The following is a 24,990-nucleotide window of genomic DNA, read 5'->3' on the forward strand; positions in this document are numbered from 1 at the left end:
GCCATAGCAAGACTCAATCAACTGCGGCTTCCTGAACAAGGGAAGGGCGGCTATGATGGGCCACGTTTTTTTGCTTACAACCTGGAGAATTCCATGAGCAGCGATCTGATCAAACACGTTAGCGACGCCAGCTTCGAAGCCGACGTACTCAAGGCCGAAGGCGCTGTACTGGTCGACTACTGGGCTGAATGGTGCGGCCCTTGCAAAATGATCGCTCCGGTTCTGGACGAGATTGCCGAGACTTACAAAGGCAAGCTGACCATCGCCAAACTGAACATTGACGAAAACCAGGAAACCCCGGCCAAGCACGGCGTGCGTGGTATCCCGACGCTGATGCTGTTCAAGAACGGCAACGTTGAAGCGACCAAGGTCGGCGCCCTGTCGAAGTCGCAACTGGCTGCTTTCCTCGACGCCAACATCTAAGCGTCGCAGTAAATCGCCGAAAAAAAGCCTCGCAATATGCGGGGCTTTTTGCGTATTCAGGGCTAGACGCTCCGAAACTCAGGTGGTACATTCGGCCCCGCACTGGTTTCTCCACTGCCCCCTGCTAGCCGTCGCCGACGCACTCCTTTTCGAACAAGTTCGCGATCCTGTCGCCTTCTCCGCGGCGCGGCCTCATTAAGCCAAAAGCTTAATTTCCCCCCTCCATAAATGATTACGTCATTCCTATATGAATCTGACTGAACTCAAGCAAAAGCCGATTACCGAACTGCTCGAATTGGCCGAACAGATGGGCATAGAAAATATGGCCCGTTCGCGCAAGCAGGACGTGATTTTCTCCCTGCTGAAAAAGCACGCGAAAAGCGGCGAGGAAATCTCCGGTGATGGCGTGCTGGAGATTCTCCAGGACGGCTTCGGCTTCCTGCGCTCCGCTGACGCTTCCTACCTCGCCGGCCCGGACGATATCTACGTCTCGCCGAGCCAGATCCGTCGTTTCAACTTGCGCACCGGTGACACCATCGTTGGCAAGATCCGCCCTCCGAAGGAAGGCGAGCGTTACTTCGCTCTGCTCAAGGTCGACACGATCAACTTCGATCGTCCGGAGAACGCGAAGAACAAGATTCTCTTCGAGAACCTGACCCCGCTGTTCCCGACCGTGCGCATGAAGATGGAAGCCGGCAACGGTTCCACCGAAGACTTGACCGGTCGTGTGATCGACCTGTGCGCCCCGATCGGCAAAGGCCAGCGTGGTCTGATCGTTGCACCGCCGAAAGCCGGCAAGACGATCATGCTGCAGAACATCGCGGCGAACATCGCCCGTAACAACCCTGAAGTTCACCTGATCGTGCTGTTGATCGACGAACGTCCGGAAGAAGTAACCGAAATGCAGCGCACCGTGCGCGGCGAAGTGGTTGCCTCAACCTTCGACGAACCGCCGACCCGTCACGTGCAGGTTGCCGAAATGGTGATCGAGAAGGCCAAGCGCCTGGTCGAACACAAGAAGGACGTGGTGATCCTGCTCGACTCCATCACCCGTCTGGCCCGTGCCTACAACACCGTGATCCCGAGCTCCGGCAAGGTGCTGACCGGTGGTGTCGATGCTCACGCCCTGGAGAAACCGAAGCGTTTCTTCGGTGCTGCGCGCAACATCGAAGAAGGCGGCTCGCTGACCATTATCGCCACCGCGCTGGTTGAAACCGGCTCGAAGATGGACGAAGTGATCTACGAAGAGTTCAAGGGTACCGGCAACATGGAACTGCCTCTGGATCGCAAGATCGCCGAGAAGCGTGTGTTCCCGGCCATCAACATCAACCGTTCCGGCACCCGCCGCGAAGAGTTGCTGACCGCCGACGACGAACTGCAGCGCATGTGGATCCTGCGCAAGCTGCTGCACCCGATGGACGAAGTGGCTGCCATCGAGTTCCTGGTCGACAAGCTGAAAACGACCAAGACCAACGACGAGTTCTTCCTGTCGATGAAGCGCAAGTAACATCGCCGGTTGAACCGATAAAAAGGGCGCCCCTTTGGGGGGCGCCTTTTTTTTGCATGAAATTTACCCCGGCAATGGGAGGTTCCTGATCTGGTAAGGTCTGTGATCGGGCAACCCACAAACAGCGCTCGGAGCCTCTGTGAATAAGGCTCGAGCTGTACAAAAAACAACCACCTGATTGGCATTAAAGATTTTATGAGCACACTCGCTTATCGAAGGGATATCGACGGCCTGCGAGCAGTCGCGGTGATCGCCGTGGTGCTGTTCCATTTTGGCGTCCCGGGGTTTACCGGCGGTTTTGTCGGCGTGGACGTGTTCTTCGTGATTTCCGGCTACCTCATCACCTCGATCATCTGGAATCAGCGTCAGGCTGGCCGTTTCAGCTTCGTCGAGTTCTGGGCGCGGCGTGCGCGGCGGATTCTGCCGGCGCTGTTCGCGATGATCATTGCGGTGCTGGCGGTGGGCTGGTTCCTGCTGGCGCCCAAGGACTATGAAGAGCTGGGGCGCTCGGTGCGCTATCAGGTGACGTTCGTCTCGAACCTCCTGTTCATGCGTCAGGACGGCTACTTCGACGTTGCCTCTGACCTGAAACCGCTGTTGCACACGTGGTCACTGGCGGTGGAGGAGCAGTTTTACATTTTCTTCCCGCTGCTGCTGACGTTGCTCTCGAGCCGCCTGAAACACTGGCGGCTGGCGCTGTTCGGCGTGCTGCTGGTGTCGTTCGGGCTGAGTGTGTGGGCGATCCAGCATCATCCGGAGAAAGCCTTCTTCCTGCTGCCGATGCGCGCCTGGGAATTGCTCGCCGGGGCGATGCTGGCGATTGCGCCGAAACACGCCTGGCGCTTGAAACCGCTGGCCGCCCAGGCCTTGAGCCTGCTCGGCATGGGGTTGATCCTGCTGGCGGTGTTTGCCTATGACAAGTCGACGCCGTTCCCGGGTGTCACCGCGTTGCTGCCGGTGCTGGGCGTGGTGCTGCTGATTCTGGCCAACGGTCATCGCGAAACGCTGGTTGGTCAATTGTTGAGCAGTCGGGTGATGGTCGGCCTCGGGCTGATCTCCTATTCCTGGTATTTGTGGCACTGGCCGGTATTCGTGTTTTCCAGCTACGCCAGTGTCGATGAGCCGGGCGCGCTCGACACGGCCGGGTTGATTCTGCTGACCCTGGTGCTGGGTTATCTGTCATGGAAGTTCGTCGAAACGCCGTTCCGTGAACGGCGCCTGCTCGCCGGTCGTCGGCAGATTCTGCTGGCCGGTTTCTGCGGGATCCTGGTGCTCGGTCTGGCCGGGCAATCGCTGCGCTGGACCGATGGCCTGCCATGGCGCTTGTCCGAGCAGGCGCTGCAATATGCCAAGGGCCGCGAGTGGCGGCCGGAGCTGATGGCATGTCTGGCGGACGACAAGACCCCTGACGACAAGCTGTTCTGCCATTACGGCGTGGCGGATCTGCCGACCCGCGCGCTGGTCTGGGGCGACAGCCATGCCACGGCGCTGATCCCGGTGTTCGATGACGGTGCCAAAGCTCACGGTGTCAGCGTGATTCTGGCCAGTTCTCCAGGGTGCATTCCGGTCGATGGGCTGGAGCATGACGGTGTTTGTGCACGCTTCAACAAGCGGGTCGAGCAGGGGCTGAAAACCCAGGCGATCAGCGATGTGGTGCTGGTCGCCCGCTGGAGCCTGTACCTGTACGGCGATGCCAAGGGTGATCTCGGGCATGTCTTGAGAACGCCAGACGGTCGTTACGATCGCGTCGAGGCCGAGCAGCGTTTTGCCGAAGGCCTGCGCACTCGCGTCGCACAATTGCGGGCAGCCGGGCATCGCGTATGGCTGGTGAAAGAGGCGCCGTTGCAGGCATTCAGCCCGCCGTATCGGCTGACGCGACTGGCGATGCTCGATCGTCCGGTGGATGACGTCGGACTGGCCGTCGAGGCGCACCACAAACGTCAGGTGTTCATCAGTCAGTTGTTCGCGCAGTTGGCGCAGAATGATCCGGCGGTGCGCGTGGTCGATCCGGCGCCGCGACTGTGTGATGAAAACGGCCTGTGCCACGCCGAACTCGGTGGGTATTCGCTGTACACCGATGACAATCACCTGTCCGAAGTCGGTGCGCGGTTTGTGGCGCCGATCCTCGAGCCGCTGTTTATCGGCCTGCAAGGCCGGGAAAACCTTGGCAAAGCGCAGACGAATGCAGCCAAGTAAGCAGCGACAGGCTGCCACAGGGCTGCATAGCAGGTAGGATGTACGCCTATTTTGAGGGTGCCATCGTCAATGAAATTCAAGGATCTTCGGGATTTCGTGCAGCAGCTTGAGCAGCGCGGAGAGTTGAAACGCATCCAGATTCCCGTCTCGCCGGTGCTGGAGATGACCGAGGTGTGCGACCGCACACTGCGGGCCAAGGGCCCGGCGCTGCTGTTCGAGAAGCCGACCGGCTACGACATCCCGGTGCTCGGCAACCTGTTTGGCACCCCGGAGCGGGTGGCCATGGGCATGGGCGCCGAGTCGGTCAGCGAACTGCGCGAGATCGGCAAGCTGCTGGCTTTCCTCAAGGAGCCGGAGCCACCGAAGGGCTTGAAGGACGCGTGGTCGAAACTGCCGATCTTCCGCAAGATCATCTCGATGGCGCCCAAAGTCGTCAAAGACGCGGTGTGCCAGGAAGTGGTCATCGAAGGCGACGACGTCGACCTGGCGATGCTGCCGGTGCAGACCTGCTGGCCCGGCGACGTCGGCCCGCTGATCACCTGGGGCCTGACTGTCACCAAAGGCCCGAACAAGGACCGCCAGAACCTCGGTATCTACCGTCAGCAAGTGATCGGCCGCAACAAGGTGATCATGCGCTGGCTCAGCCACCGTGGCGGTGCGCTGGACTTCCGTGAGTGGTGCGAGAAGCATCCGGGCCAGCCATTCCCGGTCTCCGTGGCGCTGGGCGCCGACCCTGCGACCATCCTCGGCGCCGTGACGCCGGTGCCGGACAGTCTCTCCGAATACGCTTTCGCCGGCCTGTTGCGCGGTAACCGCACCGAGCTGGTCAAGTGCCGTGGCAACGACCTGCAAGTGCCGGCCACTGCCGAGATCATCCTCGAAGGCGTGATTCATCCGGGCGAAATGGCCGACGAAGGCCCGTACGGCGACCACACCGGTTACTACAACGAAGTCGACAGCTTCCCGGTGTTCACCGTCGAACGCATCACCCATCGGATCAAGCCGATCTATCACAGCACCTACACCGGCCGTCCACCGGATGAGCCGGCGATCCTTGGTGTGGCGCTGAACGAAGTGTTCGTGCCGATCCTGCAGAAGCAGTTCCCGGAGATCACCGATTTCTATCTGCCGCCCGAAGGCTGCTCGTACCGCATGGCCGTGGTGACGATGAAGAAGTCGTATCCGGGGCATGCCAAGCGCGTGATGCTCGGTGTCTGGTCGTTTTTGCGACAGTTCATGTACACCAAGTTCGTTATCGTCACTGACGACGATATCAACGCCCGGGACTGGAACGACGTGATCTGGGCCATCACCACGCGCATGGACCCCAAGCGCGACACAGTGATGATCGACAACACGCCGATCGACTACCTCGACTTCGCCTCGCCGGTGTCCGGCCTGGGCTCGAAAATGGGCCTGGATGCCACCCACAAGTGGCCGGGCGAAACCACTCGCGAGTGGGGCCGCGTAATCGTCAAGGACGACGCCGTCACCCAGCGGATCGATGCCATCTGGAATCAGTTAGGAATAGATTGATGCGTGTAACCCTGCAGCCCTCCGGAGCGGTGCTTGAGATACGGCCCGGCGAGCGGATTCTCGATGGTGCGCGGCGCCTGGGCTATGAATGTCCGCAAAGCTGTCGCAATGGCAATTGCCACGTGTGTGCGGCGCTGTTGGTGGAAGGCCGGGTCGAGCAGGCCGGCAAGGTGCACGACCACGGCGAGTTCTACACTTGCATAGCCGAGCCGCTGGAAGACTGCGTCCTGCTGTGGGATGGCGTGCTCGCGCTGGGAGAACTGCCGGTGCGCAGCCTGTCGTGTCAGGTCATCGAATGCCGGGATGTCGGTGGCGACACCTGGCGCGTGCGTCTGCGTGCGCCGGCCGGCAAGCCGCCGCGTTATCACGCCGGGCAGTACCTGATGATCGAGCGTGAAAACGGCGAGAAGTCGGCGTTCTCCATGGCCTCGGCACCGCACGGCGGGCGCGATCTGGAAATCCACGTACTGGCCCGCGAAGCCAGTGCCCTGAGTCTGATCGAGCAACTGCAGCGCAACCCGCTGGTGCGCGTCGAATTGCCGTTCGGCGACACTCACCTCGCCGAGTTGCCCGACGGGCCGCTGGTGTTGATCGCCGCCGGTACCGGCATGGGCCAGATCCACAGCCTGATCGAACACTGCCGTGCCAACGGCTTCAAACACCCGGTGCATCTGTATTGGGGTGTACGCCGTCCGGAAGATTTCTACGAGATTGAACATTGGGACGAATGGTTGAAGCTGCCCAATCTGTTCCTGCACAAAGTCGTCAGCGACCAGTGCGGTTGGGAAGGGCGCTGCGGGATGTTGCACCAGGCCGTGTGTGAAGACTTCGCCGATCTGAAGTCCCTGCACGTCTACGCCAGCGGCTCGCCGGCGATGGTCTACGGCACGCTGGATGCGCTGGTGGAAGCCGGGATGGATGCGCACCAGATGCGCGCCGATGTATTTGCGTATGCGCCGCGCTCTTGAGCAGCGCGAATTGAGCCGAGCTCTTGCGTCCCGCGCCTGAGCCGCGCTTCTAGAAACGCACGCCGCTAGTCACCATCGCCGCATTGGCGCCGAGAAATACCAGCTCGGCGGCCAATGGGCCGTAGTGAGTCCCGACGGACGGAATGATCACCGGCGCAACGCCGTAGCGGTTCAAAGGAATCTTGGCCTTGTAATCACCGTGATAACCCTGCAATAGCCCACCGGTGACTTTCAGATACAGCGGATATTCGCTGCTGTCATAGCGCTTGCCGACATAGGCGTAGTTCGAGCGCTGGCGGAACGAGTTACGGAAAGTTGCCCCGCCAAATACCCAGCCGGAACCCTGATTGCGTTCGATGCCGATCAAGTCCTGATGATTATTGTGTTCGGGGTCGGGCGAGTAATGTCGGGTATAGACACTGGTCTGGGCATACCAGAAGCCTTTGCCTTGCGCATTGTCCTCGGCCAATGCATGGCCGGCCTGAGCCATCAGCAACGCGGCCAGAAGTCTTGGGATTTTCATAGTGCAGCCTCAGTTAAACGGGATGGCTTGCGCCAGAGGAAGGCCGTTATACGTAGGCGTTCAGCGACGGAGAAGAAAGAAAGTCCGACATTTTAGTAGGAAGTTTCCCGCGCCTTCATGAACGAAACCTGAACAAGCGAAGGCTTATGCATATTTCATTCGGGTATTTAAGATATTTCTGCAATGGTATTAGGCTATATAAAGCCGCATAGCCGGGGCTGATAAACCCCAGTTAGCGCCATCGGGCAGGCCATACATCCTTTAGCACTTTTCGTTTTACAGTTGCTGCTATATGTTCTATCCAGCGAATTGTGCTTACATCTTGTAATACTTGCGGGGCCGAACACTTCCGTCATGACAGCCATTGAATCTGCTTTTGTGAATCTGGCTTACCCTCCGCGGCTCGATCTGGGGCCGCAGCTGACCCACGAACAACTTCTCGTCTCGATGCAATCGACCATGGCGCGCCACAAGGGCGGCCCGGTGTGGCTGTTCGCCTACGGGTCGCTGATCTGGCGCCCGGAATGTACGGCGGTGGAGCGGGTGCGCGGGCGCGTCCATGGCTACCACCGCGGCCTGTATTTGTGGTCGCACGAGCATCGGGGGACGCCGGAAATGCCCGGGCTGGTATTTGGTCTGGATCGCGGCGGTTCATGCAGCGGCTTCGCCTATCGGCTGCCGGAAGAGAACCTCGACGCTGCGCTGTACGCGCTGTGGAAACGCGAGATGCCGTTCCCGTCCTATCGCCCGCACTGGCTGAACTGCCGGCTCGAAGATGGCAGTCAGGTGCAGGCATTGGGGTTTGTTCTGGAGCGACACCTGCCCAGCTATGCCGGCAACTTGCCGGATCACGTGCTGAGCCAGGTGTTCGAAAGCGCTTGCGGGCGTTACGGCACCACTCGCGATTATGTCGAGCAGACCGCCCACGCCCTGCGCAGCCACGCCATGCCGGATCGAAATCTGGAGGCGCGGCTCAAGCGCTGTCAGTCAAAAGCCGATCAGGCGACGGCTTCGCGGCTCTGACTGGCGACTTGCTTGTGCCATAGGGTCGGGGCCAGGAAGGCCATCGACAGCAGGCAAGCGCCCACCAGCAGGACAAAACCACCGTTCCAGCCGAAGTGGTCAACGGTGTAGCCCATCGCCGCACTCGCCGCGACCGAACCACCCAGGTAACCGAACAGACCGGTGAAGCCCGCAGCCGTGCCGGCGGCTTTCTTCGGTGCCAGTTCCAGCGCCTGCAGGCCGATCAGCATCACCGGGCCATAGATCAGGAAGCCGATCGAGAACAGCGCGATCATGTCCACCGTCGGGTTGCCGGCCGGGTTCAGCCAGTACACCAGCGTCGCCACGGTCACCAGCGCCATGAACACCATGCCGGTCAGGCCACGATTGCCACGGAAGATCTTGTCCGACATCCAGCCGCACAGCAGCGTGCCCGGAATGCCCGCCCACTCGTAGAAGAAATAGGCCCACGAGGTTTTATCCACGGTGAAACCTTTGGCTTCTTTCAGGTAGGTCGGCGCCCAATCCAGTACGCCGTAGCGCAGCAGGTAAACGAACACGTTGGCCATGGCGATGTACCAGAGCATTTTGTTGCGCAGCACGTATTTGACGAAAATTTCCTTGGCGCTGAATTCGTCTTCGTGGCTGGCGTCGTAGCCTTCCGGGTAATCGTTCTTGTACTTCTCGATCGGCGGCAGGCCGACCGATTGCGGGGTGTCGCGCATGGTGATGAAGGCAAACACCGCCACGCCCAGCGCCACCGCTGCCGGAACGTAGAAGGCTGCGTGCCAGTCATTGAACAGGCCCATGCCGATCAGGAACAGCGGGCCGATCAGACCGCCACCGACGTTATGCGCCACGTTCCACACCGAAACCACGCCGCCACGTTCCTTCTGCGACCACCAGTGCACCATGGTGCGTCCGCTCGGCGGCCAGCCCATGCCCTGGGCCCAGCCGTTGATGAACAGCAGGATGAACATCATGGTCACGCTGGACGTCGCCCACGGCGCAAAACCGAAAATGAACATCACCCCGGCCGACACCAGCAGGCCGAACGGCAGGAAGTAACGCGGGTTGGAACGGTCGGACACCAGGCCCATCAGGAACTTCGACAGACCGTAGGCAATGGCGATGGCCGACATCGCCAGCCCCAGATCGCCACGGCTGTAGCCTTCGTCGATCAGGTACGGCATGGCCAGCGAGAAGTTTTTGCGCAGCAGGTAGTAACCCGCGTAGCCAAAGAAGATACCGGCGAAGATCTGCCAGCGCAGGCGTCGGTAAGTACTGTCTATTTTTTCTTCAGGCAATGGAGCCTGATGTGCGGCAGGACGAAAGAAAGCAAACATTCAAGAGCTCCAGATTTCTTGTTTTGACTGCGGATGCGAATGTTACAGTTTCGTTACCGAAAATAGCACCGGTTCGCATTGGCAAAACAGGGGAAATGTTGGAATTCGCGCGTTCTTTTACGAACCTGTCGCTCAGCTGTAAGAACAGGGCGTTTTCACCACTTATCTACATGGAGTGACTTAGACTCGCGGCCCGTTCAGCCGATTGATCAGCCGAGATAAGCAATGTCACTGAAGGTTCGCATGTTGGTGCCGAGATTTTTGGTGGCAGCGGGACTTGCCGTCGTGTTGCTGACATTGATCGTCACCGATCATCCTTCTCATTCCGGTCTGCGCAACGCCACGGTGCTGATCATTCGGCATGCGGAAAAACCGGATACAGGATCGGTGCTCAATGCCCGAGGCGAGCAACGCGCCGCCGCCTACGTCGACTATTTCAATCCGCTGAAACTCGACGGCCAGACGTTCACCCCCCAGCGTTTGATCGCTGCCGGCGATACCCCGGAAAGTTCGCGCTCACGCCTGACCCTGACCCCGTTGGCCCAGCGCTTGAACCTTGCGATCGAGCAGCCCTACGTCAACGGCGATCTGCATCAACTGGTCAAACTGTTGCGCAAGAGCAATCAGGCGCAGACGGTGCTGATCGCCTGGCACCACGGCCATATCAATAAACTGATCAAAGCCTTCGGCGGTGACCCCACAGCGCTGATGGGCCAGGAAAAATGGCCGGATGATGTCTTCGACTGGCTGATCGTCCTGCGCTTCGATGACAAGGGCCGGCTGATTCCGTCGCGCAGTCTGAAGGTGCAGGAGCACCTGTTGCCGGGCGACGCGGCACCATCGCCCGGCGGCTGAAACGGACTACGGTTTCAGCGCACCTGCACCACCACCTTGCCCACCGCCTTGCGCTGCCCCAGATCGTTGATCGCCTGCGCCGCATTGCTCAACGGATACACCTGTGACACCAGCGGTTTCAACTTGCCCTCGGCGAACCAGCCGAACAGTTGCTGGAAGTTCGCCGCGTTGTCCTGCGGCTGGCGCTGGGCGAAGGAGCCCCAGAACACGCCGAGTACCGCGGCGCCCTTGAGCAGCGCGAGGTTGACCGGCAGTTCGGGAATGCGACCGCTGGCGAAGCCGACCACCAGCAGGCGACCGTTCCAGGCGATGGCGCGGATGGCCTGGTCAAACAGGTCGCCGCCGACCGGGTCGTAGATCACGTCGGCGCCCTGGCCGTCGGTGAGGCGTTTGATTTCGTCCTTGAGGCTGGTTTCGCTGTAGTTGATCAGTTCATCGGCACCGGCGGCCTTGGCCACGGCGAGTTTCTCTGCACTGCTGGCGGCGGCAATGACCCGGGCATCCATGGCTTTACCGATTTCCACCGCCGCCAGACCGACGCCACCGGAAGCGCCGAGCACCAGCAGGGTCTCGCCCGGTTGCAGGTTGGCCCGTTGCTTGAGGGCGTGCATCGAAGTGCCGTAGGTCATGCTGAACGCGGCGGCGGTGTTGAAATCCATCGACGGCGGGATCGGCAGCACGTTGTAACCCGGCACCGCGACCTGTTCGGCGAAGCTGCCCCAACCGGTCAGGGCCATGACCCGGTCGCCGACTTTCAGGTGGCTGACTTTCTCACCGACGGCGCTGACCACGCCGGCCGCTTCGCCCCCCGGCGAAAACGGGAAGGGCGGCTTGAACTGATACTTGCCCTCGATGATCAGCGTGTCCGGGAAGTTGACCCCGGCGGCGTGCACCTCCAGCAGGATTTCGTTCTTCTTCGCGACAGGACTGGCGACGTCTTCCAGCACCAGCGATTCGGCAGGGCCGAAGGCTTTGCACAGCACGGCTTTCATCAGGGCTATTCCTTTGGGAGTGATGGCCGATAAGTGTAGGTGTGTCAGTCAACGGGTCAACGAGCATGCCCGGCCCTGATAGTCAGCCATAAGCTTGTGCTTGCGCGGCGGGTCGTTATGCTAGGCCGCAAACCGGATAAGGAGCGAATTGTGAAAGCGTGGATCATGTTGTTGCTGGCCCTGTCTCTGCCTGTGGCAGCGCTGGCCGAAGAAGCCAAAGAAGGCGAGGCGCCGAAGGTCAACTACATCACCCTGAGCCCGCCGTTCGTGGGCAACTACGGGCTGGACGGCACGCCCAAGCTGAAGGTCTACAAGGCCGACGTGGCGCTGCGTGTAACGGGCGAAGAGGCGACCAAGCTGGTCAAGGCCAACGAGCCGCTGATCCGCAATCAACTGGTGGCGCTGTTCACTCAGCAGACAACCGAGGCGATGGGCAGCATCGAAGGCAAGGAAAAGCTGCGTCAGGAAGCCCTGAAGCAGACCCAGCAAGTGATGAATGACGAGACCGGCAAACCGGTGGTTGAAGATCTGTTGTTCAACAACCTGATCATTCAGTAACCACGCTGGCCGCTGTTCAGGACGCCAGGCTCTTGCGAAAGCGCGCCAGGGCGATAACGAAGAACAGCAGACCGATGGCCGTCAGCGCCAGCAAGTCCGGCCAGACCACGCTCAGCCCGGCGTCGCGAAACAGAATCGCGGCGCTGAGGCTGACAAAATGCGTGGACGGCGAGCCCTGCATGACCCACTGCAGCCACTGCGGCATGCTGTCCAATGGCGTGCTGCCGCCCGACAGCAGCAACATCGGGATGATCACCGGAATCGCCAGCAGACCGAACTGCGGCGTCGAGCGCGCCAGCGTCGCCAGAAAGATGCCCAGCGCGGTACTGGCAAACAGATAAACCGCAGTCACCAGCAAAAACAGGCTCATCGAGCCGGCCAACGGCACATTCAACAGGCCTTTGACCACCACCTCCAGCGACAGCCAGGTGCACAACACCACCACCAGCAAGTTGCTCCAGATTTTCGCCAGCATGATTTCCAGCGCCGTCAGCGGCAGCACCAGCAAATGGTCGAGCGTGCCGTGTTCGCGTTCGCGCAGCAGCGCAGTACCGGTGAGGATGATCGCCAGAATAGTGATGTTGTTGACGATCTGAATCACCGCCAGAAACCAGCCGCCCTCCAGATTGGTGTTGAACAGGGCGCGAGTAGTCAGTTGCACGGGTGCCTTGGCCGCTGCACCGCCCTGACCGGCATAGTCGAGCAATTCGCGCTGGAAGATCCGGCCGATGTAGCCGGCGCCCATGAACGCCTGGCTCATGGCGGTGGCATCGACGTTGACCTGAATCGCCGGTTGCCGCGCGGCGAGCAAGTCGGTTTGAAAGCCCGCCGGAATATTGATCACGAAGGTGTACTCACCGCTGTCCATGACCTGATCCAGTTGCGCATAAGGCAGCAGCACCGGCGTCTGGAATTCCGGCGGCTGCAGGGCCTGGGCCAATTGGCGTGAGAGGGCGCTGTGGTCTTCGTCGACGATGGCCACGCTGGCGTTGTGCACGCCGATCACCGAACCGGCGGCGGGCATGTAAATCGCCACGGTGAAGGCGTAGAACAGGAACAGCAGCAACACGCTGTCATGGCGCAGGCTGGTCAGTTCCTTGAGTCCCAGGCGCAGGATGTGCGCGAACTTGTGCATCAGGCCTCCTGCTTTTTCAGCATGATCAGGCTCAGCCCGGTGAACCCGACAAAGAACCCGAACAGCGCCAGGCACTGCGGCCACAGCTGACGCAAGTCCAGCGCTTTGGTGAACGTACCCACCGCGATGTCGAGGAAGTGCCCCGCCGGAAACAGCATGCCCATAATCGCTGCCGCGCCCTCCAGCGACGAGCGCGGCACGATCAGCCCGGAGAACTGGATGGTCGGCAGGCTGGTGATGATCATGGTGCCGAGGATCGCGGCGATTTGTGTGCGGGTGAATGCCGAAATCAGCAGGCCCATGCTGGTGGTGGCCAACACATACAGCAGTCCGCCGAATGCCAGTGTCAGCAGGCTGCCCTTGAACGGCACGCCGAACAGCCAGCGATTCATCGCCACCAGCACTGCGAGGTTGACCAGACTGACCAGCAGGTACGGCGCCTGTTTACCCAGCAGAAACTCCAGACGGGTCAGGGGTGTGGCGTAGAAATTGGTGATCGACCCCAACTCCTTTTCGCGCACGATGCCGAGCGCCGTGAGCATTGCCGGAATGAAGGCGAGGATCAGCGCCATGACCCCGGGGCCGATGGCGTTGACGCTGACCACGTCCTGGTTGTAGCGAAAGCGGGTTTCCAGGCTGGCCGCCGCCGGGTGGGCCAGCGCCGGGCTACTTTGTTCGGCCAACTGTTGCAGATTGCCCATGTGTACGGCTTCAACATAATTGCGGCTGGTTTCGGCGCGAAACGGCATGCCGCCATCCAGCCACGCCGCCACAGCGGGTTGGCGCCCGGCGTACAGATCGCGGCCGAATCCGGGGGGAATCTCAAGCGCCAGTTTGATTTCCGAGCGTTGCAGGCGCCGGTGCAGTTCCTGCGGGTCATGAATGGCCGGCTGTTCGTCGAAGTACCGGGAGCCGCGAAACGCCTCCAGATAAGCCCGGCTCTGCGGCGTCTGATCCTGGTCGTACACGGCGAACGCGAGGTTTTCCACGTCCAGCGAGATGCCGTAACCGAAAATCACCATCATGAAAATCGCCCCGGCCAAGGCGAACGCCATGCGCACCTTGTCGCGCAGCAGCTCCTTGCCTTCGCGACTGGCCACCGCCAACAGGCGACCGAGACTGAAACCGTGGCGGGGCAGCGGTGTTGTCGCTGCGCTCGGTGGCGCCATTTGCGGTTCGGCCACAGGCGCTGATGGCTGAGCGCCCTGAGCCTGTTCCAGGCAAGTGACGAAGGCCGCTTCCAGCGTCTCTCCCGCAAACTGGCGTTGCAGCGCCGCCGGGGTGTCGCAGGCGAGGACCTTGCCCGCGTGCATCAGCGAGATGCGGTCGCAGCGCTGCGCTTCGTTCATGAAGTGCGTGGAGAGGAAGATCGTCACGCCCTGTTCGCGGGACAACTCGATCAACAGTCGCCAGAAATCATCACGGGCTGCCGGATCGACGCCGGAAGTCGGCTCGTCGAGAATCAGGACCTCCGGGCGGTGCAGCACCGCCACCGCCAGTGACAGACGCTGGCGCAGCCCCAATGGCAATGCCCCGGATGGCTGGTCGGCGACCGCGAGCAGATTGAAGCGCTGAATCAATGCTTCGATGCGTTGTGCGCTCTCGGTTTTGGGCAGGTCGAACAGCCGCGCGTGCAGCTCGAGGTTCTGCCGCACACTCAGTTCGCCGTACAGCGAAAAACTCTGCGACATGAAGCCGACCCGCTTGCGCGTGGCCAGATCCTTGGCGTTCACCGGGTTGCCGAGCAGCGTCGCACTGCCTTCACTGGCCGGCATCAACCCGGTCAGGACTTTCATGGTGGTGGTCTTGCCGCAGCCGTTGGAGCCGAGAAAACCGAAAATCTCGCCACGGCCAATGGCAAAGCTGACGTGATCCACGGCGGTGAAATCGCCGAAGCGCAGCGTCAGGTCGTGGGCTTCGATGGCGATGTCGCTGCTGTTGCCAGTGCGCGGTGGAATCACCAACGGCTGAGCGTCATGCTGGCTGTCGCCCTGGAAATGAGTGAAGGCGTCATCGAGTTTGCCGCTGGGGGTGACGGTCGCCAGTTCGCGGCTCAGGCCGGTGGCGATCAACTGGCCGGCGTCGAGCATCAGGCAATGCTCGAACTGCTCGGCTTCTTCCATATAGGCCGTGGCGACCAGCAGCGTCAGTTGCGGGCGCTGGCGTCGCACATCGTCGACCAACTCCCAGAAGCGCCGGCGCGAGAGTGGGTCGACGCCGGTGGTCGGCTCATCGAGGATCAGCAGATCCGGTTCATGGATCAGCGCGCAGCACAGCCCGAGTTTCTGCTTCATCCCGCCGGACAACTTGCCGGCGGGGCGCTCGGCGAACTTCAGCAGATCCGTGGCGAGCAACAGGCTGTGCATGCGCTGCTCGCTTTCAGCCCTGGACAGGCCGAACAGCGTCGAGAAGAACTGGATGGTCTCGCGGATCGACAGCTCCGGGTACAAGTTGCCGCCCAGCCCCTGCGGCATGAAGGCGATGCGCGCATAGAGTGTGTCGCGATGCCGGCGATCCTCGATCGCGCCACCGAGCACCTCCAGTTGCCCTTGCTGCAAGGTCTTCACGCCGGCAATCAACCCCAGCAGGCTGGATTTGCCCGCGCCATCGGGGCCGATCAGCCCGCAGCGGGTACCGGCGGGCAGGCTGAAGCTGATATCGCTCAGCGCTTGCTGTTTGCCGTAGCGGTGGGCGATACCGTTCGCTTGAACCGCAAGGCCGCTCATTGCAGATTGGCCGGCCATTCGACGGGCGCGATCCGCACGTAGCCGGCCCCGGGCATGCCGGGTTTGGCCTGCGGCACGGCGCTGGGCTGAACCAGGCGCAGCTTGACGCGGAACACCAGTTTTTGCCGCTCGTCGCGGGTCTCGACCTCTTTGGGAGTGAACTGCGATTTGGCTGCGACGAAGCTGATTTTTGCCGGCAGCGGGCTATCGGGCAAGGCATCGAGCAGCACGCGCGCCTCATCGCCCACCGCCAGGCGCCCGGCCACCGCGGCTGACAGATAGAGGTTCATGTACTGGTCGTTGGGATCGATCAGCAGCAGCACGCGACCACCGGCCCCCAGCACTTCGCCGGGTTCGGCCATGCGCAGCTGAATCACGCCATCAATCGGCGCGCGCAGACTGCTGTCGTCAATTTCACTGGTCAACTGCGCGACTTGAGCCTGTGCCGCGCCAATCGCCGCACTGACAGCAGACACTTGGGCCCGGGCGGCGACAACGGCAGCGTTGCCAGTGCCGATGCGTGACTGCAGCTGATCGATGATCTGCGCGCTGACATAACCGTGCTTGAACAGTGATTGCGAACGCCCGAGCTCTTGCTGGGCCAGCAGCAGTTCACTCTGGCGCAATTGCACGTTGGCCTGAGCGGCGTTGAGATTCTCCCGGGCGCGCAACACTTCGGCTTCGGCCTGATTACGCTGGGCTTCAAGGGTGCGGGTGTCCATGCGTGCCAGCAGTTGCCCTTTGCTGACCTTGTCGCCTTCGTCGACCAGTACTTCGGCGAGGCGCCCAGGAGTCTTGCTGGCGATCTGCACTTCGGTGGCTTCCAGCCGCCCGTTGCCCATCGACAGTCCTTCGACCAGGCGGCTGCTGATGGACATCCAGTAACCTAATCCGCCAGCGGCGGCGAGTAATACCAGGAGCGAACCGGCGTATAGAAGTGAAGAACGGCTGTGCGTCGACATGGGGGCATCCTGCAGCAGTGGCTTGCAGTCTGACTGTTCAAGCGTTCCATTCGCTTGATGTCAGTCAAATGAGCGCCAAGCCTAGCCCCTTTTGCCGGTAAAAACCGTGACTGGCGAGTTCTCAGCGCAAACCGAGTACGGCGGCCCACTGTTCGGCCGTCACCGGCATGACCGACAGGCGACTGCCTTTTTGCACCAGCGGCATTTCGGCCAGTGCGGTCTGCTGTTTCAGGTAATCAAGCTTCAGCACCCGGGCAAACGTCTCGACGTGTGCCACATCAATCGCACTCCAGGCGTTTTTCTCTGGGGTGGCTTTTGGGTCGAAGTAATGGCTCTCGGGTTCCAGTGCGGTGGGATCCGGGTACGCTGCCTGAATAATCCTGCCGATTCCGGCAATCCCCGGCTCCGGGCAACTGGAATGGTAGAAAAAGAACTCATCGCCGACGGCCATCGCCCGCAGGAAGTTACGCGCCTGATAGTTGCGAACCCCGTCCCAGCGCGCTGTGCCGAGTTTCTCCAGGCCTTTGATCGAGAGTTCGTCAGGCTCGGATTTCATCAGCCAATAGGCCATGTCTTTTGCTCCTCAAGCGGTCATTGGGCAGGTTGTCGGGCAATTTTATGACAAACCGACGGTCGGTTGACGTCAGCGTTTGCGCGCGGGTTCACGTTGTCGCAAAATGCCGGCCTTTAAAGCTTGACGCTGCTGCACGGCCTACGAACGGAAACCGCTGCTGTCATCGTGATGATGTGCCTTGAGGGGGGCAATCGATGAAACGCAAACCGGATTTGCTATGGACTTTGGTTATTTTGTTCGGCCTTGGCGTCGTGACCACCGGTTACGCGCAAAGTCTGTGGACGAGCAAGACCGATGCTCCGGTTGAAGTCGCGCAACAGGTCCAACAGTCGACTGCCTTCAAGCGCTGAAACTGCCTTCCCGACGCCGCTGATCTGCGCGGCGTCTATCCTGCGAAATACCACGCCTTATCGGTGACCGTGCCCTGCAACGGTACATCCCAGCTGGCCTGCGCCAGGCGTTCGACCTTCTGACATTCATGGGCCAGGCCCAGCAACGTCGGCTTGCGCCAGTTCTTGCGCCGGGCCAGGTACGCCAGACTGCGGTCGTAGAATCCGCCGCCCATCCCCAGGCGTCCGCCAACATCGTCAAACCCCACCAGTGGCAACAGCACCAGATCCAGGGTCCAGATCTTGCGCTGATGGGCCAGATTGGCCCGCGGTTCGAGGATGCGGAAGCGATTGGGCTTGAGCTTGTCGCCGGGGCGAATTCGCTGGAACACCATTTTGGTTCGCGGCCAGGCGCTGAGCACCGGCAGATACGTGGCTTTGCCGCGCCGCTGGGCTTCGCGCAGGAGCAGGCGCGGGTCGATTTCACCGTCGGTGGGCAGATAAAGCGAAATATGTCGGGCCCGGCGGAAGTGCGGGTCTTGCGCCAGTTGGCGGAACAGGCCTTTGGCGGCTTGTCGTTGTTCAGCGGGAGTCAGTGAGCGGCGCGCCTTGCGCAGCAGGCGGCGGAGTTGCGGGCGGGGCAGCAGCGCAGGTTCGGTCATGGTTCGGCTTCGGCAGGTGAGGGCGAAAACGCACGCATAAAAAATCCGATGCCGGCAAAAACCGGCATCGGATTCGAATCAGGCTCCCCGGATGAACCGCTGTCAACTTAGCCCTTGAACCCGAAAGTTCAAGGTGGAGGATGCAGTAGACTTTAAGGCTTTCCGTCTGGCGGACATGCACACCAGCCCAACGTGCAACCTCCAGGGTAGTGCAAATCGGCTCAGGGACATCGTCAACTGGCAAGCACCCCAGGGAGTGCGGCGAGTATACCTCAAGCGGCCTGGCGAATCAGCCCTTGCTGATGTCCGGATCGTCGGCCAGCACCAGATCGACACGATCGAGCAAGTCGCGCACCTGTTCACGGGTCGAGCCGCTGGCCTGGATGTCCGGGCGCTCTTCTTTGTGCAAGAGGTCGTGGGTGATGTTCAGCGCGGCCATTACCGCAATACGGTCGGCGCCGATGACTTTGCCGCTGCTGCGGATCTCGCGCATCTTGCCGTCCAGGTAGCGGGCGGCGCTGACCAGATTGCTGCGTTCTTCCTGGGGGCAGATGATCGAATATTCTTTGTCGAGGATCTGCACGGTAACGCTATTGCTTGAACTCATGAGTCTTGCTCCAGGGCCTTGAGGCGCGAAATCATCGATTCGACCTTACGCCGGGCGATTTCGTTTTTTTCAATGAGGTGAGCGCGTTCCTCGCGCCAGGTCTTTTCCTGAGCTAGTAAGAGTGCATTTTGACTCTTTAGTTGCTCGACTCGGCTAATCAGCTTTTCGAGTCTGGCCATCAGCGCTTGCAGGTCGGTGTCTTCCATTGTGTCCACTGAATTCATCTGATGGGCGGCAGGCGCCTGGCTGGCGGACAGCCTTTAATAGTCTTGGCGAGTCTGTCGATGTAGGATACAAGGCCTTCATTCTAGACATAGCGCCGTCTGGCGCCTAGCTGCCCATGACCATTGCGAATTCCCCGTACCAAGCCTTTGCCACCCTCCTGACTTCCAGCGGCCACAACGTCTCGCCTGCCGAACTGCACGGCCTGCTGCTCGGCCGCAGCTGCGCCGGTGCCGGCTTCGATAACGAAGGCTGGCTGATCGACGCCGCCGAACTGCTCGAAGGCGACATCCAGGACAGCGTCCGCAACGCCCTGATCGGCCTGCAGGAGATGGTCAAGGGCGAGCTGACCGGCAGCGACGTCACCGTCGTTCTGCTGCTGCCAACCGATGATGCACCGCTGGCCGACCGCGCCGCCGCACTGGGCCAATGGTGCCAGGGCTTCCTCAGCGGTTTCGGCCTGAACTGCCGCGACAGCAGCACACTCAGCACCGAAGCCACCGAAGTGTTGCAGGATCTGGCCGCGATCTCTCAGGTGCAAGACGCCCTGGAAGAGTCCGACGACGGCGAAAACGATTACATGGAAGTCATGGAATACCTGCGCGTCGCGCCGCTGCTGCTGTTCTCGGAAACCAAGAAAGCCGACGTGCCGCCAGCCGCCAAGCCGTCGCTGCATTAATCGCGTGCCAGGGAAAGCCATCTGCCCATGACCCATATCCCCAAAGCGGAATACAGCCGTCGCCGCAAGGCCCTGATGGCGCAGATGGAACCCAACAGCATCGCGATCCTGCCCGCCGCCGCAGTGGCGATCCGCAACCGCGACGTCGAGCATGTCTACCGTCAGGACAGCGACTTTCAGTACCTCAGCGGTTTCCCCGAGCCGCAAGCCGTCATCGTCCTGATGCCCGGCCGCGAGCACGGCGAGTACGTACTGTTCTGCCGTGAGCGCAACGCCGAACGCGAGTTATGGGACGGCCTGCGCGCCGGGCAAGAAGGTGCAATCCGTGATTACGGCGCTGACGACGCGTTCCCGATTACCGACATCGACGACATCCTCCCGGGCCTGATCGAGGGTCGCGATCGGGTGTATTCGGCGATGGGCAGCAACCCGGAATTCGATCGGCACCTGATGGACTGGATCAACGTGATCCGCTCCAAGGCGCACCTCGGCGCCCAGCCACCGAACGAATTCGTTGCCCTGGATCACCTGCTGCACGACATGCGCCTGTATAAATCGGCGGCAGAAGTGAAGGTGATGCGCGAAGCCGCACGGATTTCCGCTCAGGCGCATATCCGCGCGATGCAGGCCAGCCGGCCGGGACTGTACGAATACAGCCTCGAAGCCGAACTGGATTACGAATTCCGCAAGGGCGGGGCGAAGATGCCGGCCTACGGTTCCATCGTCGCCGCCGGGCGCAACAGTTGCATCCTGCATTACCAGCAGAATGACGCGCTGCTCAAGGACGGTGATCTGGTGTTGATCGACGCCGGTTGCGAAATCGACTGCTACGCCAGCGACATCACCCGCACCTGGCCGGTCAACGGCAAGTTTTCCGCCGAGCAGAAAGCGATTTACGAACTAGTGCTGGCCTCGCAGGAAGCCGCATTCGCTGAAATCGCCCCGAACAAAAACTGGAATCAGGCGCACGAAGCCACGGTCAGGGTGATTACCGCAGGTCTGGTCAAGCTCGGAATCCTGCAAGGCGAGGTCGATGAGTTGATCGCGACCGAAGCCTATAAAGCGTTTTACATGCACCGTGCCGGCCATTGGCTGGGCATGGATGTACATGACGTTGGCGAGTACAAGGTCGGCGGCGAATGGCGGGTGCTGGAGGTCGGCATGGCGCTGACCGTGGAGCCGGGCATCTACATCGCCCCGGACAACCAGCACGTAGCGAAGAAATGGCGCGGCATTGGCGTGCGCATCGAGGATGACGTGGTAGTGACCAAGACCGGTTGTGAAATATTGACCAGCGGCGTACCGAAAACCGTTGCCGAAATCGAAGCGCTGATGGCGCAAGCACGGACACACGCGGCATGACTCGAGTCAATCTGGCAATCATCGGTGGCGGCCTGGTCGGCGCCAGTCTGGCGTTGGCCTTGCAGGCCGGGGCCAAGGCCCGCGGCTGGAAAATCGTCCTGATCGAACCGTTCGCCCCCGGCGACAGCTGGCAGCCGAGCTACGACGCACGTTCGTCGGCGCTGTCCTTCGGTTCGCGGCAGATCTATCAACGGCTGGGCGTGTGGCAGGAGATTTCCCGCCGCGCCGAGCCGATCAAACAGATTCACGTGTCCGACCGTGGTCGCTTCTCCACCGCCCGTCTGTCGGCGATGGAAGAGGGCGTGCCGGCCTTGGGCTACGTGGTGGAAAACGCCTGGCTCGGCCAGTGCCTGTGGCAGCATCTGGATAAAGACGTGATCAGCTGGCGCTGCCCGGCGGAAGTCACGCGCATGGAGCCGCTGCCCGACGGCTATCGCCTGACCCTCAACGATGAAACCACCGTCGAGTGCGATCTGGCGGTGCTCGCCGATGGCGGCCGTTCCGGTTTGCGCGAACAACTGGGCATCAACGTGCGCAAGCGTCCGTACAACCAGAGCGCGCTGATCGCCAACATCACCCCGAGCGAATCACACAACGGCATGGCCTTCGAGCGCTTCACCGACGAAGGGCCGATGGCCTTGCTGCCGCTGCCGGAAAACCGTTGCGCACTGGTCTGGACCCGCCTGGGCATGGATGCGCAACGCCTGGCAGACCTCAGCGAGCGCGATTTCCTCAGCGAACTGCAAGGCGTGTTCGGCTACCGCCTCGGCACCTTGAAACAGGTCGGCGCGCGGCATCTGTATCCGTTGTCGCTGGTCGAGGCCGAGGAGCAGGTACGCTCGCATCTGGCCGTACTCGGCAATGCCGCGCACAGCCTGCACCCGATTGCCGGACAAGGTTTCAACCTGTCCCTGCGCGACGCCGATGCCTTGGCTGCCGCACTGCTCGCCAGCGACAAACCGCTGGGCGACTTCGCCACCTTGCAGGCCTATCGCGAGCGCCAGCGTCTGGATCAGGAGCTCACCGTGGGCTTCTCTGATCAGGTCACCCGCCTGTTCGGCAGCACTCAGCCGCTGGTCTCGCTGGGCCGCAACATCGGCCTGCTCGGTCTCGATCTGTTGCCACCGGCCAAGCGCTGGTTTGCTCGTCAGGCCATGGGGCTGGGGACGCGGCCGGATGCTTGAGCGGCGGGTCGGCACTTTCACTTTCAGCAGCGCGCCGCTAACTGGCGCGCTCGCTAAAACCTTTTACGAGCGGCGCATGCCGCCAGCGAGACAGGCTTAAAGCATGGAAATGCGCGCAGATCTGCTGATTGTCGGAGCCGGAATGGTCGGCAGCGCCCTCGCGTTGGCGTTGCAGGACAGCGGCCTGGAAGTGTTGCTGCTCGATGGCAGCCCGCTGAGCGTCAAACCGTTCGACGCCGCCGCGCCGTTCGAGCCGCGAGTGAGCGCCTTGTCGGCGGCCAGCCAGCGGATACTCGAACGCCTTGGCGTCTGGGACGGCATCGCCAAGCGCCGCAGCAGCCCCTACACCGACATGCATGTGTGGGACGGCAGCGGCACCGGGCAGATTCATTTCTCGGCGAGCAGTGTGCATGCCGAAGTGCTCGGTCATATCGTCGAAAACCGTGTGGTGCAGGATGCCTTGCTCGATCGCTTGCACGATTGCGATCTGGGCATGATGGCCAACGCACGGCTGGAACAGATGCGCCGCTCCGGTGACGACTGGCTGCTGACCCTGGCCGACGGTCGCCAGTTGCGTGCGCCGTTGGTGATTGCGGCGGACGGCGCCAATTCGGCGGTACGCCGTCTGACCGGCGTCGCCACCCGCGAGTGGGATTACTTGCACCACGCCATCGTCACCAGCGTGCGCAGCAGCAAGCCCCACCGGATGACCGCGTGGCAGCGTTTCACCGATCACGGGCCGCTGGCGTTTCTGCCGCTGGAACGTGACGGGCAGCAGGACTGGTGCTCGATCGTCTGGTCGACCACGCCGAGTGAAGCCGAGCGCCTGATGGCGCTGGATGAAGCGGCATTCTGTCGTGAGCTGGAGCGAGCCTTCGAAGGTTGCCTGGGCGAAGTCGTCAGTGCTGATCCACGGCTGTGCGTGCCCTTGCGTCAACGCCACGCCAAACGCTATGTGGCCGAAGGCCTGGCACTGATCGGCGATGCGGCGCACACCATTCACCCGTTGGCCGGGCAGGGGGTGAACCTCGGTTTCCTCGATGCGGCGGTGCTGGCTGAAGTGCTGTTGCAGGCGGCGGAACGCGGCGAACGGTTGGCGGACGTGAAGGTGCTGAGCCGTTACGAGCGTCGGCGCATGCCGCACAACCTGGCATTGATGGCGGCGATGGAGGGCTTCGAGCGTCTGTTCCAGGCTGACCCGTTGCCGGTGCGCTGGTTGCGCAACGCCGGGTTGAAACTGGTGGAGCAGATGCCGGAGGCCAAGGCGTTGTTTGTGCGTGAGGCGCTGGGGTTGACCGGGGATCTGCCGGCACTGGCCAAACCCTGAGATCTTTATTGAGGCTGATGGCCTCTTCGCGAGCAAGCCCGCTCCCACATTGGAATGCATTTCAAGGGTGGGAGTGGGCTTGCTCGCGAAGGGGCCAGAACCAACGCCATGAATTTCAGCTTGTGCAACATCTGGTAACTCCTTGCCCAAGTGATCGATTGAGCTGGTAAATGTGAGTCCTTATCATTTGGCCCACATTTCCCGACCGAGAGATCACTCCCATGTTGGCACCCAAGCGTCTCCTGACCGCAATGGCCTTGACCCTGATCGGCAGCACCGCCGCCCAGGCCGCCGACGAGGTGGTGGTCTACTCCTCGCGTATCGATGAGTTGATCAAACCGGTGTTCGACGCCTACACCGCGAAAACCGGGGTGAAGATCAAGTTCATCACCGACAAGGAAGCGCCGCTGATGCAGCGGATCAAGGCCGAAGGCGCAAACGCCACCGCCGACCTGCTGCTCACCGTCGATGCCGGCAACCTCTGGCAGGCCGAGCAGATGGGCATCCTGCAGCCATTCACCTCGAAAACCATCGATACCAATATTCCCGCGCAATACCGTTCGTCCACCCACGCCTGGACTGGCCTGAGCCTGCGCGCGCGGACCATCGCTTACTCCACCGAGCGCGTTAAGCCGGGCGAGTTGACCACCTACGAAGCGCTGGCCGACAAGAATTGGGAAGGGCGTCTGTGCCTGCGCACGGCGAAGAAGGTCTACAACCAGTCGCTGACCGCGACCATGATCGAAGTGCACGGCGCCGAAAAGACCGAGAAGATCCTCAAGGGCTGGGTCAACAACCTCTCCACCGATGTGTTCTCCGACGACGTTGCGGTGCTGGAAGCGATCAACGCCGGGCAGTGCGATGTCGGCATCGTCAACACCTACTACTACGGTCGTTTGCACAAGCAGAAGCCCGACTTGCCGGTGAAACTGTTCTGGCCGAATCAGGCCGACCGCGGCGTACACGTGAACCTGTCCGGTATCGGCCTGACCAAGCATGCGCCGCACCCGGAAGCAGCCAAGGCGCTGGTGGAGTGGATGACCACGCCTGAGGCGCAGAGAATCTTCGCCGACGTCAACCAGGAGTTCCCGGCCAACCCGGCAGTGAAACCTTCGGAAGAAGTGGCGGCGTGGGGCCAGTTCGTCGCTGACACCTTGCCGGTGGAAGTGGCGGGCAAGCGTCAGGCGGAAGCGATCCGCATGATGGATCGCGCGGGTTGGAACTGAGCCGGCCATCACGGCGAGCCCTCTGTGGCGAGGGAGCTTGCTCCCGCTGGGTCGCGAAGCGACCCCATGGCGCCCTTGCGTCTGGCGTG

General features: G+C 61.5%; 24 protein-coding genes and 1 other RNA gene. 14 read left to right on the forward strand and 11 right to left on the reverse strand.

What is annotated here, in order from left to right:
• Positions 1-93 precede the first annotated feature (93 nt).
• The 5 genes from trxA to LVD08_RS01680 all read left to right on the forward strand — a co-directional run bounded on the left by trxA (position 94) and on the right by LVD08_RS01680 (position 6,630).
• Positions 94-423, forward strand: coding sequence for a thioredoxin TrxA (gene trxA / locus LVD08_RS01660; protein WP_003177349.1), 330 nt, complete (start codon positions 94-96; stop codon positions 421-423).
• 247 nt (positions 424-670) lie between these two features.
• Positions 671-1,930 carry a transcription termination factor Rho gene (gene rho, locus LVD08_RS01665; RefSeq protein WP_003229334.1) on the forward strand — a complete coding sequence of 420 codons (1,260 nt, stop codon included), beginning with the start codon at positions 671-673 and terminating at the stop codon, positions 1,928-1,930.
• Between the two features lie 195 nt (positions 1,931-2,125).
• Positions 2,126-4,126 (forward strand): acyltransferase family protein, encoded by a 2,001-nt coding sequence (locus tag LVD08_RS01670; RefSeq protein WP_247267236.1) that lies wholly within the window; start codon positions 2,126-2,128, stop codon positions 4,124-4,126.
• A gap of 69 nt (positions 4,127-4,195) precedes the next feature.
• On the forward strand, positions 4,196-5,662 hold the full coding sequence (ubiD, locus tag LVD08_RS01675; RefSeq protein WP_003229330.1) for a 4-hydroxy-3-polyprenylbenzoate decarboxylase: 1,467 nt from the start codon (positions 4,196-4,198) through the stop codon (positions 5,660-5,662).
• Positions 5,662-6,630 carry a CDP-6-deoxy-delta-3,4-glucoseen reductase gene (locus LVD08_RS01680; RefSeq protein ID WP_225136734.1) on the forward strand — a complete coding sequence of 323 codons (969 nt, stop codon included), beginning with the start codon at positions 5,662-5,664 and terminating at the stop codon, positions 6,628-6,630. The genes ubiD and LVD08_RS01680 overlap by 1 nt, the downstream gene beginning before the upstream one ends.
• Positions 6,631-6,679: 49 nt before the next feature.
• Here LVD08_RS01680 and LVD08_RS01685 read toward each other — a convergent pair whose 3' ends face one another.
• Entirely contained in the window at positions 6,680-7,153 is a 474-nt protein-coding gene (locus tag LVD08_RS01685) for a sn-glycerol-3-phosphate transporter (RefSeq protein ID WP_274621094.1), read from the reverse strand.
• 354 nt (positions 7,154-7,507) lie between these two features.
• On the opposite strand from LVD08_RS01685, the gene LVD08_RS01690 reads away from it, so the two are divergent.
• Positions 7,508-8,176, forward strand: a complete 669-nt coding sequence (locus tag LVD08_RS01690; RefSeq protein WP_047596692.1) for a gamma-glutamylcyclotransferase — start codon at positions 7,508-7,510, stop codon at positions 8,174-8,176.
• On the opposite strand, the gene glpT is transcribed toward LVD08_RS01690, so the two are convergent.
• Positions 8,152-9,501: a glycerol-3-phosphate transporter gene (gene glpT, locus LVD08_RS01695; protein ID WP_027610481.1), complete on the reverse strand. Its 1,350-nt coding sequence runs from the start codon at positions 9,499-9,501 to the stop codon at positions 8,152-8,154. The two genes, LVD08_RS01690 and glpT, sit on opposite strands and share 25 nt — an antisense overlap.
• A 225-nt stretch (positions 9,502-9,726) precedes the next feature.
• Here glpT and LVD08_RS01700 point away from each other — a divergent pair, with 225 nt between their 5' ends.
• Positions 9,727-10,356: a flagellar basal body-associated protein FliL gene (locus tag LVD08_RS01700; RefSeq protein ID WP_247267237.1), complete on the forward strand. Its 630-nt coding sequence runs from the start codon at positions 9,727-9,729 to the stop codon at positions 10,354-10,356.
• A 14-nt stretch (positions 10,357-10,370) separates the two neighbouring features.
• On the opposite strand, the gene LVD08_RS01705 is transcribed toward LVD08_RS01700, so the two are convergent.
• Complete coding sequence (locus LVD08_RS01705; RefSeq protein ID WP_247267238.1) at positions 10,371-11,348, reverse strand: NADPH:quinone oxidoreductase family protein; 978 nt, start codon at positions 11,346-11,348, stop codon at positions 10,371-10,373.
• 150 nt (positions 11,349-11,498) lie between these two features.
• Here LVD08_RS01705 and LVD08_RS01710 point away from each other — a divergent pair, with 150 nt between their 5' ends.
• On the forward strand, positions 11,499-11,906 hold the full coding sequence (locus LVD08_RS01710; RefSeq protein ID WP_027610485.1) for a flagellar basal body-associated protein FliL: 408 nt from the start codon (positions 11,499-11,501) through the stop codon (positions 11,904-11,906).
• Positions 11,907-11,922: 16 nt separating this feature from the next.
• Here the strand turns inward: LVD08_RS01710 and LVD08_RS01715 are convergent, their stop codons facing one another.
• The 4 genes from LVD08_RS01715 to LVD08_RS01730 form a co-directional block, all read right to left on the reverse strand.
• The gene (locus tag LVD08_RS01715; RefSeq protein WP_027610486.1) at positions 11,923-13,041 is read right to left on the reverse strand and encodes an ABC transporter permease; all 1,119 of its coding nucleotides are present in this window, start codon (positions 13,039-13,041) and stop codon (positions 11,923-11,925) included.
• A complete protein-coding gene (rbbA, locus tag LVD08_RS01720; RefSeq protein ID WP_247267239.1) occupies positions 13,041-15,767 on the reverse strand; it encodes a ribosome-associated ATPase/putative transporter RbbA in 2,727 nt (908 codons plus the stop codon). The genes LVD08_RS01715 and rbbA overlap by 1 nt, the downstream gene beginning before the upstream one ends.
• Positions 15,764-16,729, reverse strand: coding sequence for an HlyD family secretion protein (locus LVD08_RS01725; protein WP_247267240.1), 966 nt, complete (start codon positions 16,727-16,729; stop codon positions 15,764-15,766). The genes rbbA and LVD08_RS01725 overlap by 4 nt, the downstream gene beginning before the upstream one ends.
• Positions 16,730-16,850: 121 nt before the next feature.
• On the reverse strand, positions 16,851-17,300 hold the full coding sequence (locus LVD08_RS01730) for an EVE domain-containing protein (RefSeq protein WP_007968408.1): 450 nt from the start codon (positions 17,298-17,300) through the stop codon (positions 16,851-16,853).
• Positions 17,301-17,497: 197 nt separating this feature from the next.
• On the opposite strand from LVD08_RS01730, the gene LVD08_RS01735 reads away from it, so the two are divergent.
• Positions 17,498-17,653, forward strand: coding sequence for a hypothetical protein (locus LVD08_RS01735; RefSeq protein ID WP_003229308.1), 156 nt, complete (start codon positions 17,498-17,500; stop codon positions 17,651-17,653).
• A gap of 35 nt (positions 17,654-17,688) precedes the next feature.
• Here LVD08_RS01735 and LVD08_RS01740 read toward each other — a convergent pair whose 3' ends face one another.
• From LVD08_RS01740 to LVD08_RS01755, 4 genes are all read right to left on the reverse strand, one after another.
• Positions 17,689-18,294: a 5-formyltetrahydrofolate cyclo-ligase gene (locus tag LVD08_RS01740; RefSeq protein ID WP_166495265.1), complete on the reverse strand. Its 606-nt coding sequence runs from the start codon at positions 18,292-18,294 to the stop codon at positions 17,689-17,691.
• An 80-nt stretch (positions 18,295-18,374) separates the two neighbouring features.
• A non-coding RNA gene (gene ssrS, locus LVD08_RS01745) (6S RNA) lies at positions 18,375-18,553 on the reverse strand.
• A gap of 30 nt (positions 18,554-18,583) precedes the next feature.
• Positions 18,584-18,901 (reverse strand): cell division protein ZapA, encoded by a 318-nt coding sequence (locus LVD08_RS01750; RefSeq protein ID WP_007967943.1) that lies wholly within the window; start codon positions 18,899-18,901, stop codon positions 18,584-18,586.
• The gene (locus LVD08_RS01755; RefSeq protein ID WP_047597101.1) at positions 18,898-19,107 is read right to left on the reverse strand and encodes a TIGR02449 family protein; all 210 of its coding nucleotides are present in this window, start codon (positions 19,105-19,107) and stop codon (positions 18,898-18,900) included. The genes LVD08_RS01750 and LVD08_RS01755 overlap by 4 nt, the downstream gene beginning before the upstream one ends.
• A gap of 134 nt (positions 19,108-19,241) precedes the next feature.
• On the opposite strand from LVD08_RS01755, the gene LVD08_RS01760 reads away from it, so the two are divergent.
• From LVD08_RS01760 to LVD08_RS01780, 5 genes are all read left to right on the forward strand, one after another.
• Complete coding sequence (locus tag LVD08_RS01760; protein ID WP_247267241.1) at positions 19,242-19,802, forward strand: YecA/YgfB family protein; 561 nt, start codon at positions 19,242-19,244, stop codon at positions 19,800-19,802.
• Positions 19,803-19,829: 27 nt separating this feature from the next.
• Complete coding sequence (gene pepP / locus LVD08_RS01765; protein WP_183782965.1) at positions 19,830-21,164, forward strand: Xaa-Pro aminopeptidase; 1,335 nt, start codon at positions 19,830-19,832, stop codon at positions 21,162-21,164.
• Positions 21,161-22,348: a 2-octaprenyl-6-methoxyphenyl hydroxylase gene (gene ubiH / locus LVD08_RS01770; protein WP_247267242.1), complete on the forward strand. Its 1,188-nt coding sequence runs from the start codon at positions 21,161-21,163 to the stop codon at positions 22,346-22,348. Before pepP ends, ubiH begins: the two co-directional genes overlap by 4 nt.
• Before the next feature lie 109 nt (positions 22,349-22,457).
• Entirely contained in the window at positions 22,458-23,675 is a 1,218-nt protein-coding gene (locus LVD08_RS01775) for a 2-octaprenyl-3-methyl-6-methoxy-1,4-benzoquinol hydroxylase (protein WP_247267360.1), read from the forward strand.
• A gap of 221 nt (positions 23,676-23,896) precedes the next feature.
• On the forward strand, positions 23,897-24,901 hold the full coding sequence (locus LVD08_RS01780) for an extracellular solute-binding protein (RefSeq protein ID WP_247267243.1): 1,005 nt from the start codon (positions 23,897-23,899) through the stop codon (positions 24,899-24,901).
• The last annotated feature ends 89 nt before the right edge of the window (positions 24,902-24,990 follow it).

The organism is Pseudomonas sp. YL2, from assembly GCF_023063025.1.
In the GTDB taxonomy this organism is placed as follows: Bacteria; Pseudomonadota; Gammaproteobacteria; order Pseudomonadales; family Pseudomonadaceae; genus Aquipseudomonas; species Aquipseudomonas putida_A.

Coding starts and splice junctions, on each gene's coding strand:
- LVD08_RS01700 (WP_247267237.1), top strand. CDS start 9,727: ATGTCACTGAAGGTTCGCATGTTGGTGCCGAGATTTTTGGTGGCAGCG.
- ubiH (WP_247267242.1), top strand. CDS start 21,161: ATGACTCGAGTCAATCTGGCAATCATCGGTGGCGGCCTGGTCGGCGCC.
- trxA (WP_003177349.1), top strand. CDS start 94: ATGAGCAGCGATCTGATCAAACACGTTAGCGACGCCAGCTTCGAAGCC.
- glpT (WP_027610481.1), bottom strand. CDS start 9,501: ATGTTTGCTTTCTTTCGTCCTGCCGCACATCAGGCTCCATTGCCTGAA.
- pepP (WP_183782965.1), top strand. CDS start 19,830: ATGACCCATATCCCCAAAGCGGAATACAGCCGTCGCCGCAAGGCCCTG.
- LVD08_RS01735 (WP_003229308.1), top strand. CDS start 17,498: ATGAAACGCAAACCGGATTTGCTATGGACTTTGGTTATTTTGTTCGGC.
- LVD08_RS01755 (WP_047597101.1), bottom strand. CDS start 19,107: ATGGAAGACACCGACCTGCAAGCGCTGATGGCCAGACTCGAAAAGCTG.
- LVD08_RS01715 (WP_027610486.1), bottom strand. CDS start 13,041: ATGCACAAGTTCGCGCACATCCTGCGCCTGGGACTCAAGGAACTGACC.
- LVD08_RS01760 (WP_247267241.1), top strand. CDS start 19,242: ATGACCATTGCGAATTCCCCGTACCAAGCCTTTGCCACCCTCCTGACT.
- rbbA (WP_247267239.1), bottom strand. CDS start 15,767: ATGAGCGGCCTTGCGGTTCAAGCGAACGGTATCGCCCACCGCTACGGC.
- LVD08_RS01680 (WP_225136734.1), top strand. CDS start 5,662: ATGCGTGTAACCCTGCAGCCCTCCGGAGCGGTGCTTGAGATACGGCCC.
- LVD08_RS01670 (WP_247267236.1), top strand. CDS start 2,126: ATGAGCACACTCGCTTATCGAAGGGATATCGACGGCCTGCGAGCAGTC.
- LVD08_RS01690 (WP_047596692.1), top strand. CDS start 7,508: ATGACAGCCATTGAATCTGCTTTTGTGAATCTGGCTTACCCTCCGCGG.
- LVD08_RS01685 (WP_274621094.1), bottom strand. CDS start 7,153: ATGAAAATCCCAAGACTTCTGGCCGCGTTGCTGATGGCTCAGGCCGGC.
- LVD08_RS01740 (WP_166495265.1), bottom strand. CDS start 18,294: ATGACCGAACCTGCGCTGCTGCCCCGCCCGCAACTCCGCCGCCTGCTG.
- rho (WP_003229334.1), top strand. CDS start 671: ATGAATCTGACTGAACTCAAGCAAAAGCCGATTACCGAACTGCTCGAA.
- LVD08_RS01705 (WP_247267238.1), bottom strand. CDS start 11,348: ATGAAAGCCGTGCTGTGCAAAGCCTTCGGCCCTGCCGAATCGCTGGTG.
- LVD08_RS01730 (WP_007968408.1), bottom strand. CDS start 17,300: ATGGCCTATTGGCTGATGAAATCCGAGCCTGACGAACTCTCGATCAAA.
- LVD08_RS01775 (WP_247267360.1), top strand. CDS start 22,458: ATGCGCGCAGATCTGCTGATTGTCGGAGCCGGAATGGTCGGCAGCGCC.
- ubiD (WP_003229330.1), top strand. CDS start 4,196: ATGAAATTCAAGGATCTTCGGGATTTCGTGCAGCAGCTTGAGCAGCGC.
- LVD08_RS01725 (WP_247267240.1), bottom strand. CDS start 16,729: ATGTCGACGCACAGCCGTTCTTCACTTCTATACGCCGGTTCGCTCCTG.
- LVD08_RS01750 (WP_007967943.1), bottom strand. CDS start 18,901: ATGAGTTCAAGCAATAGCGTTACCGTGCAGATCCTCGACAAAGAATAT.
- LVD08_RS01780 (WP_247267243.1), top strand. CDS start 23,897: ATGTTGGCACCCAAGCGTCTCCTGACCGCAATGGCCTTGACCCTGATC.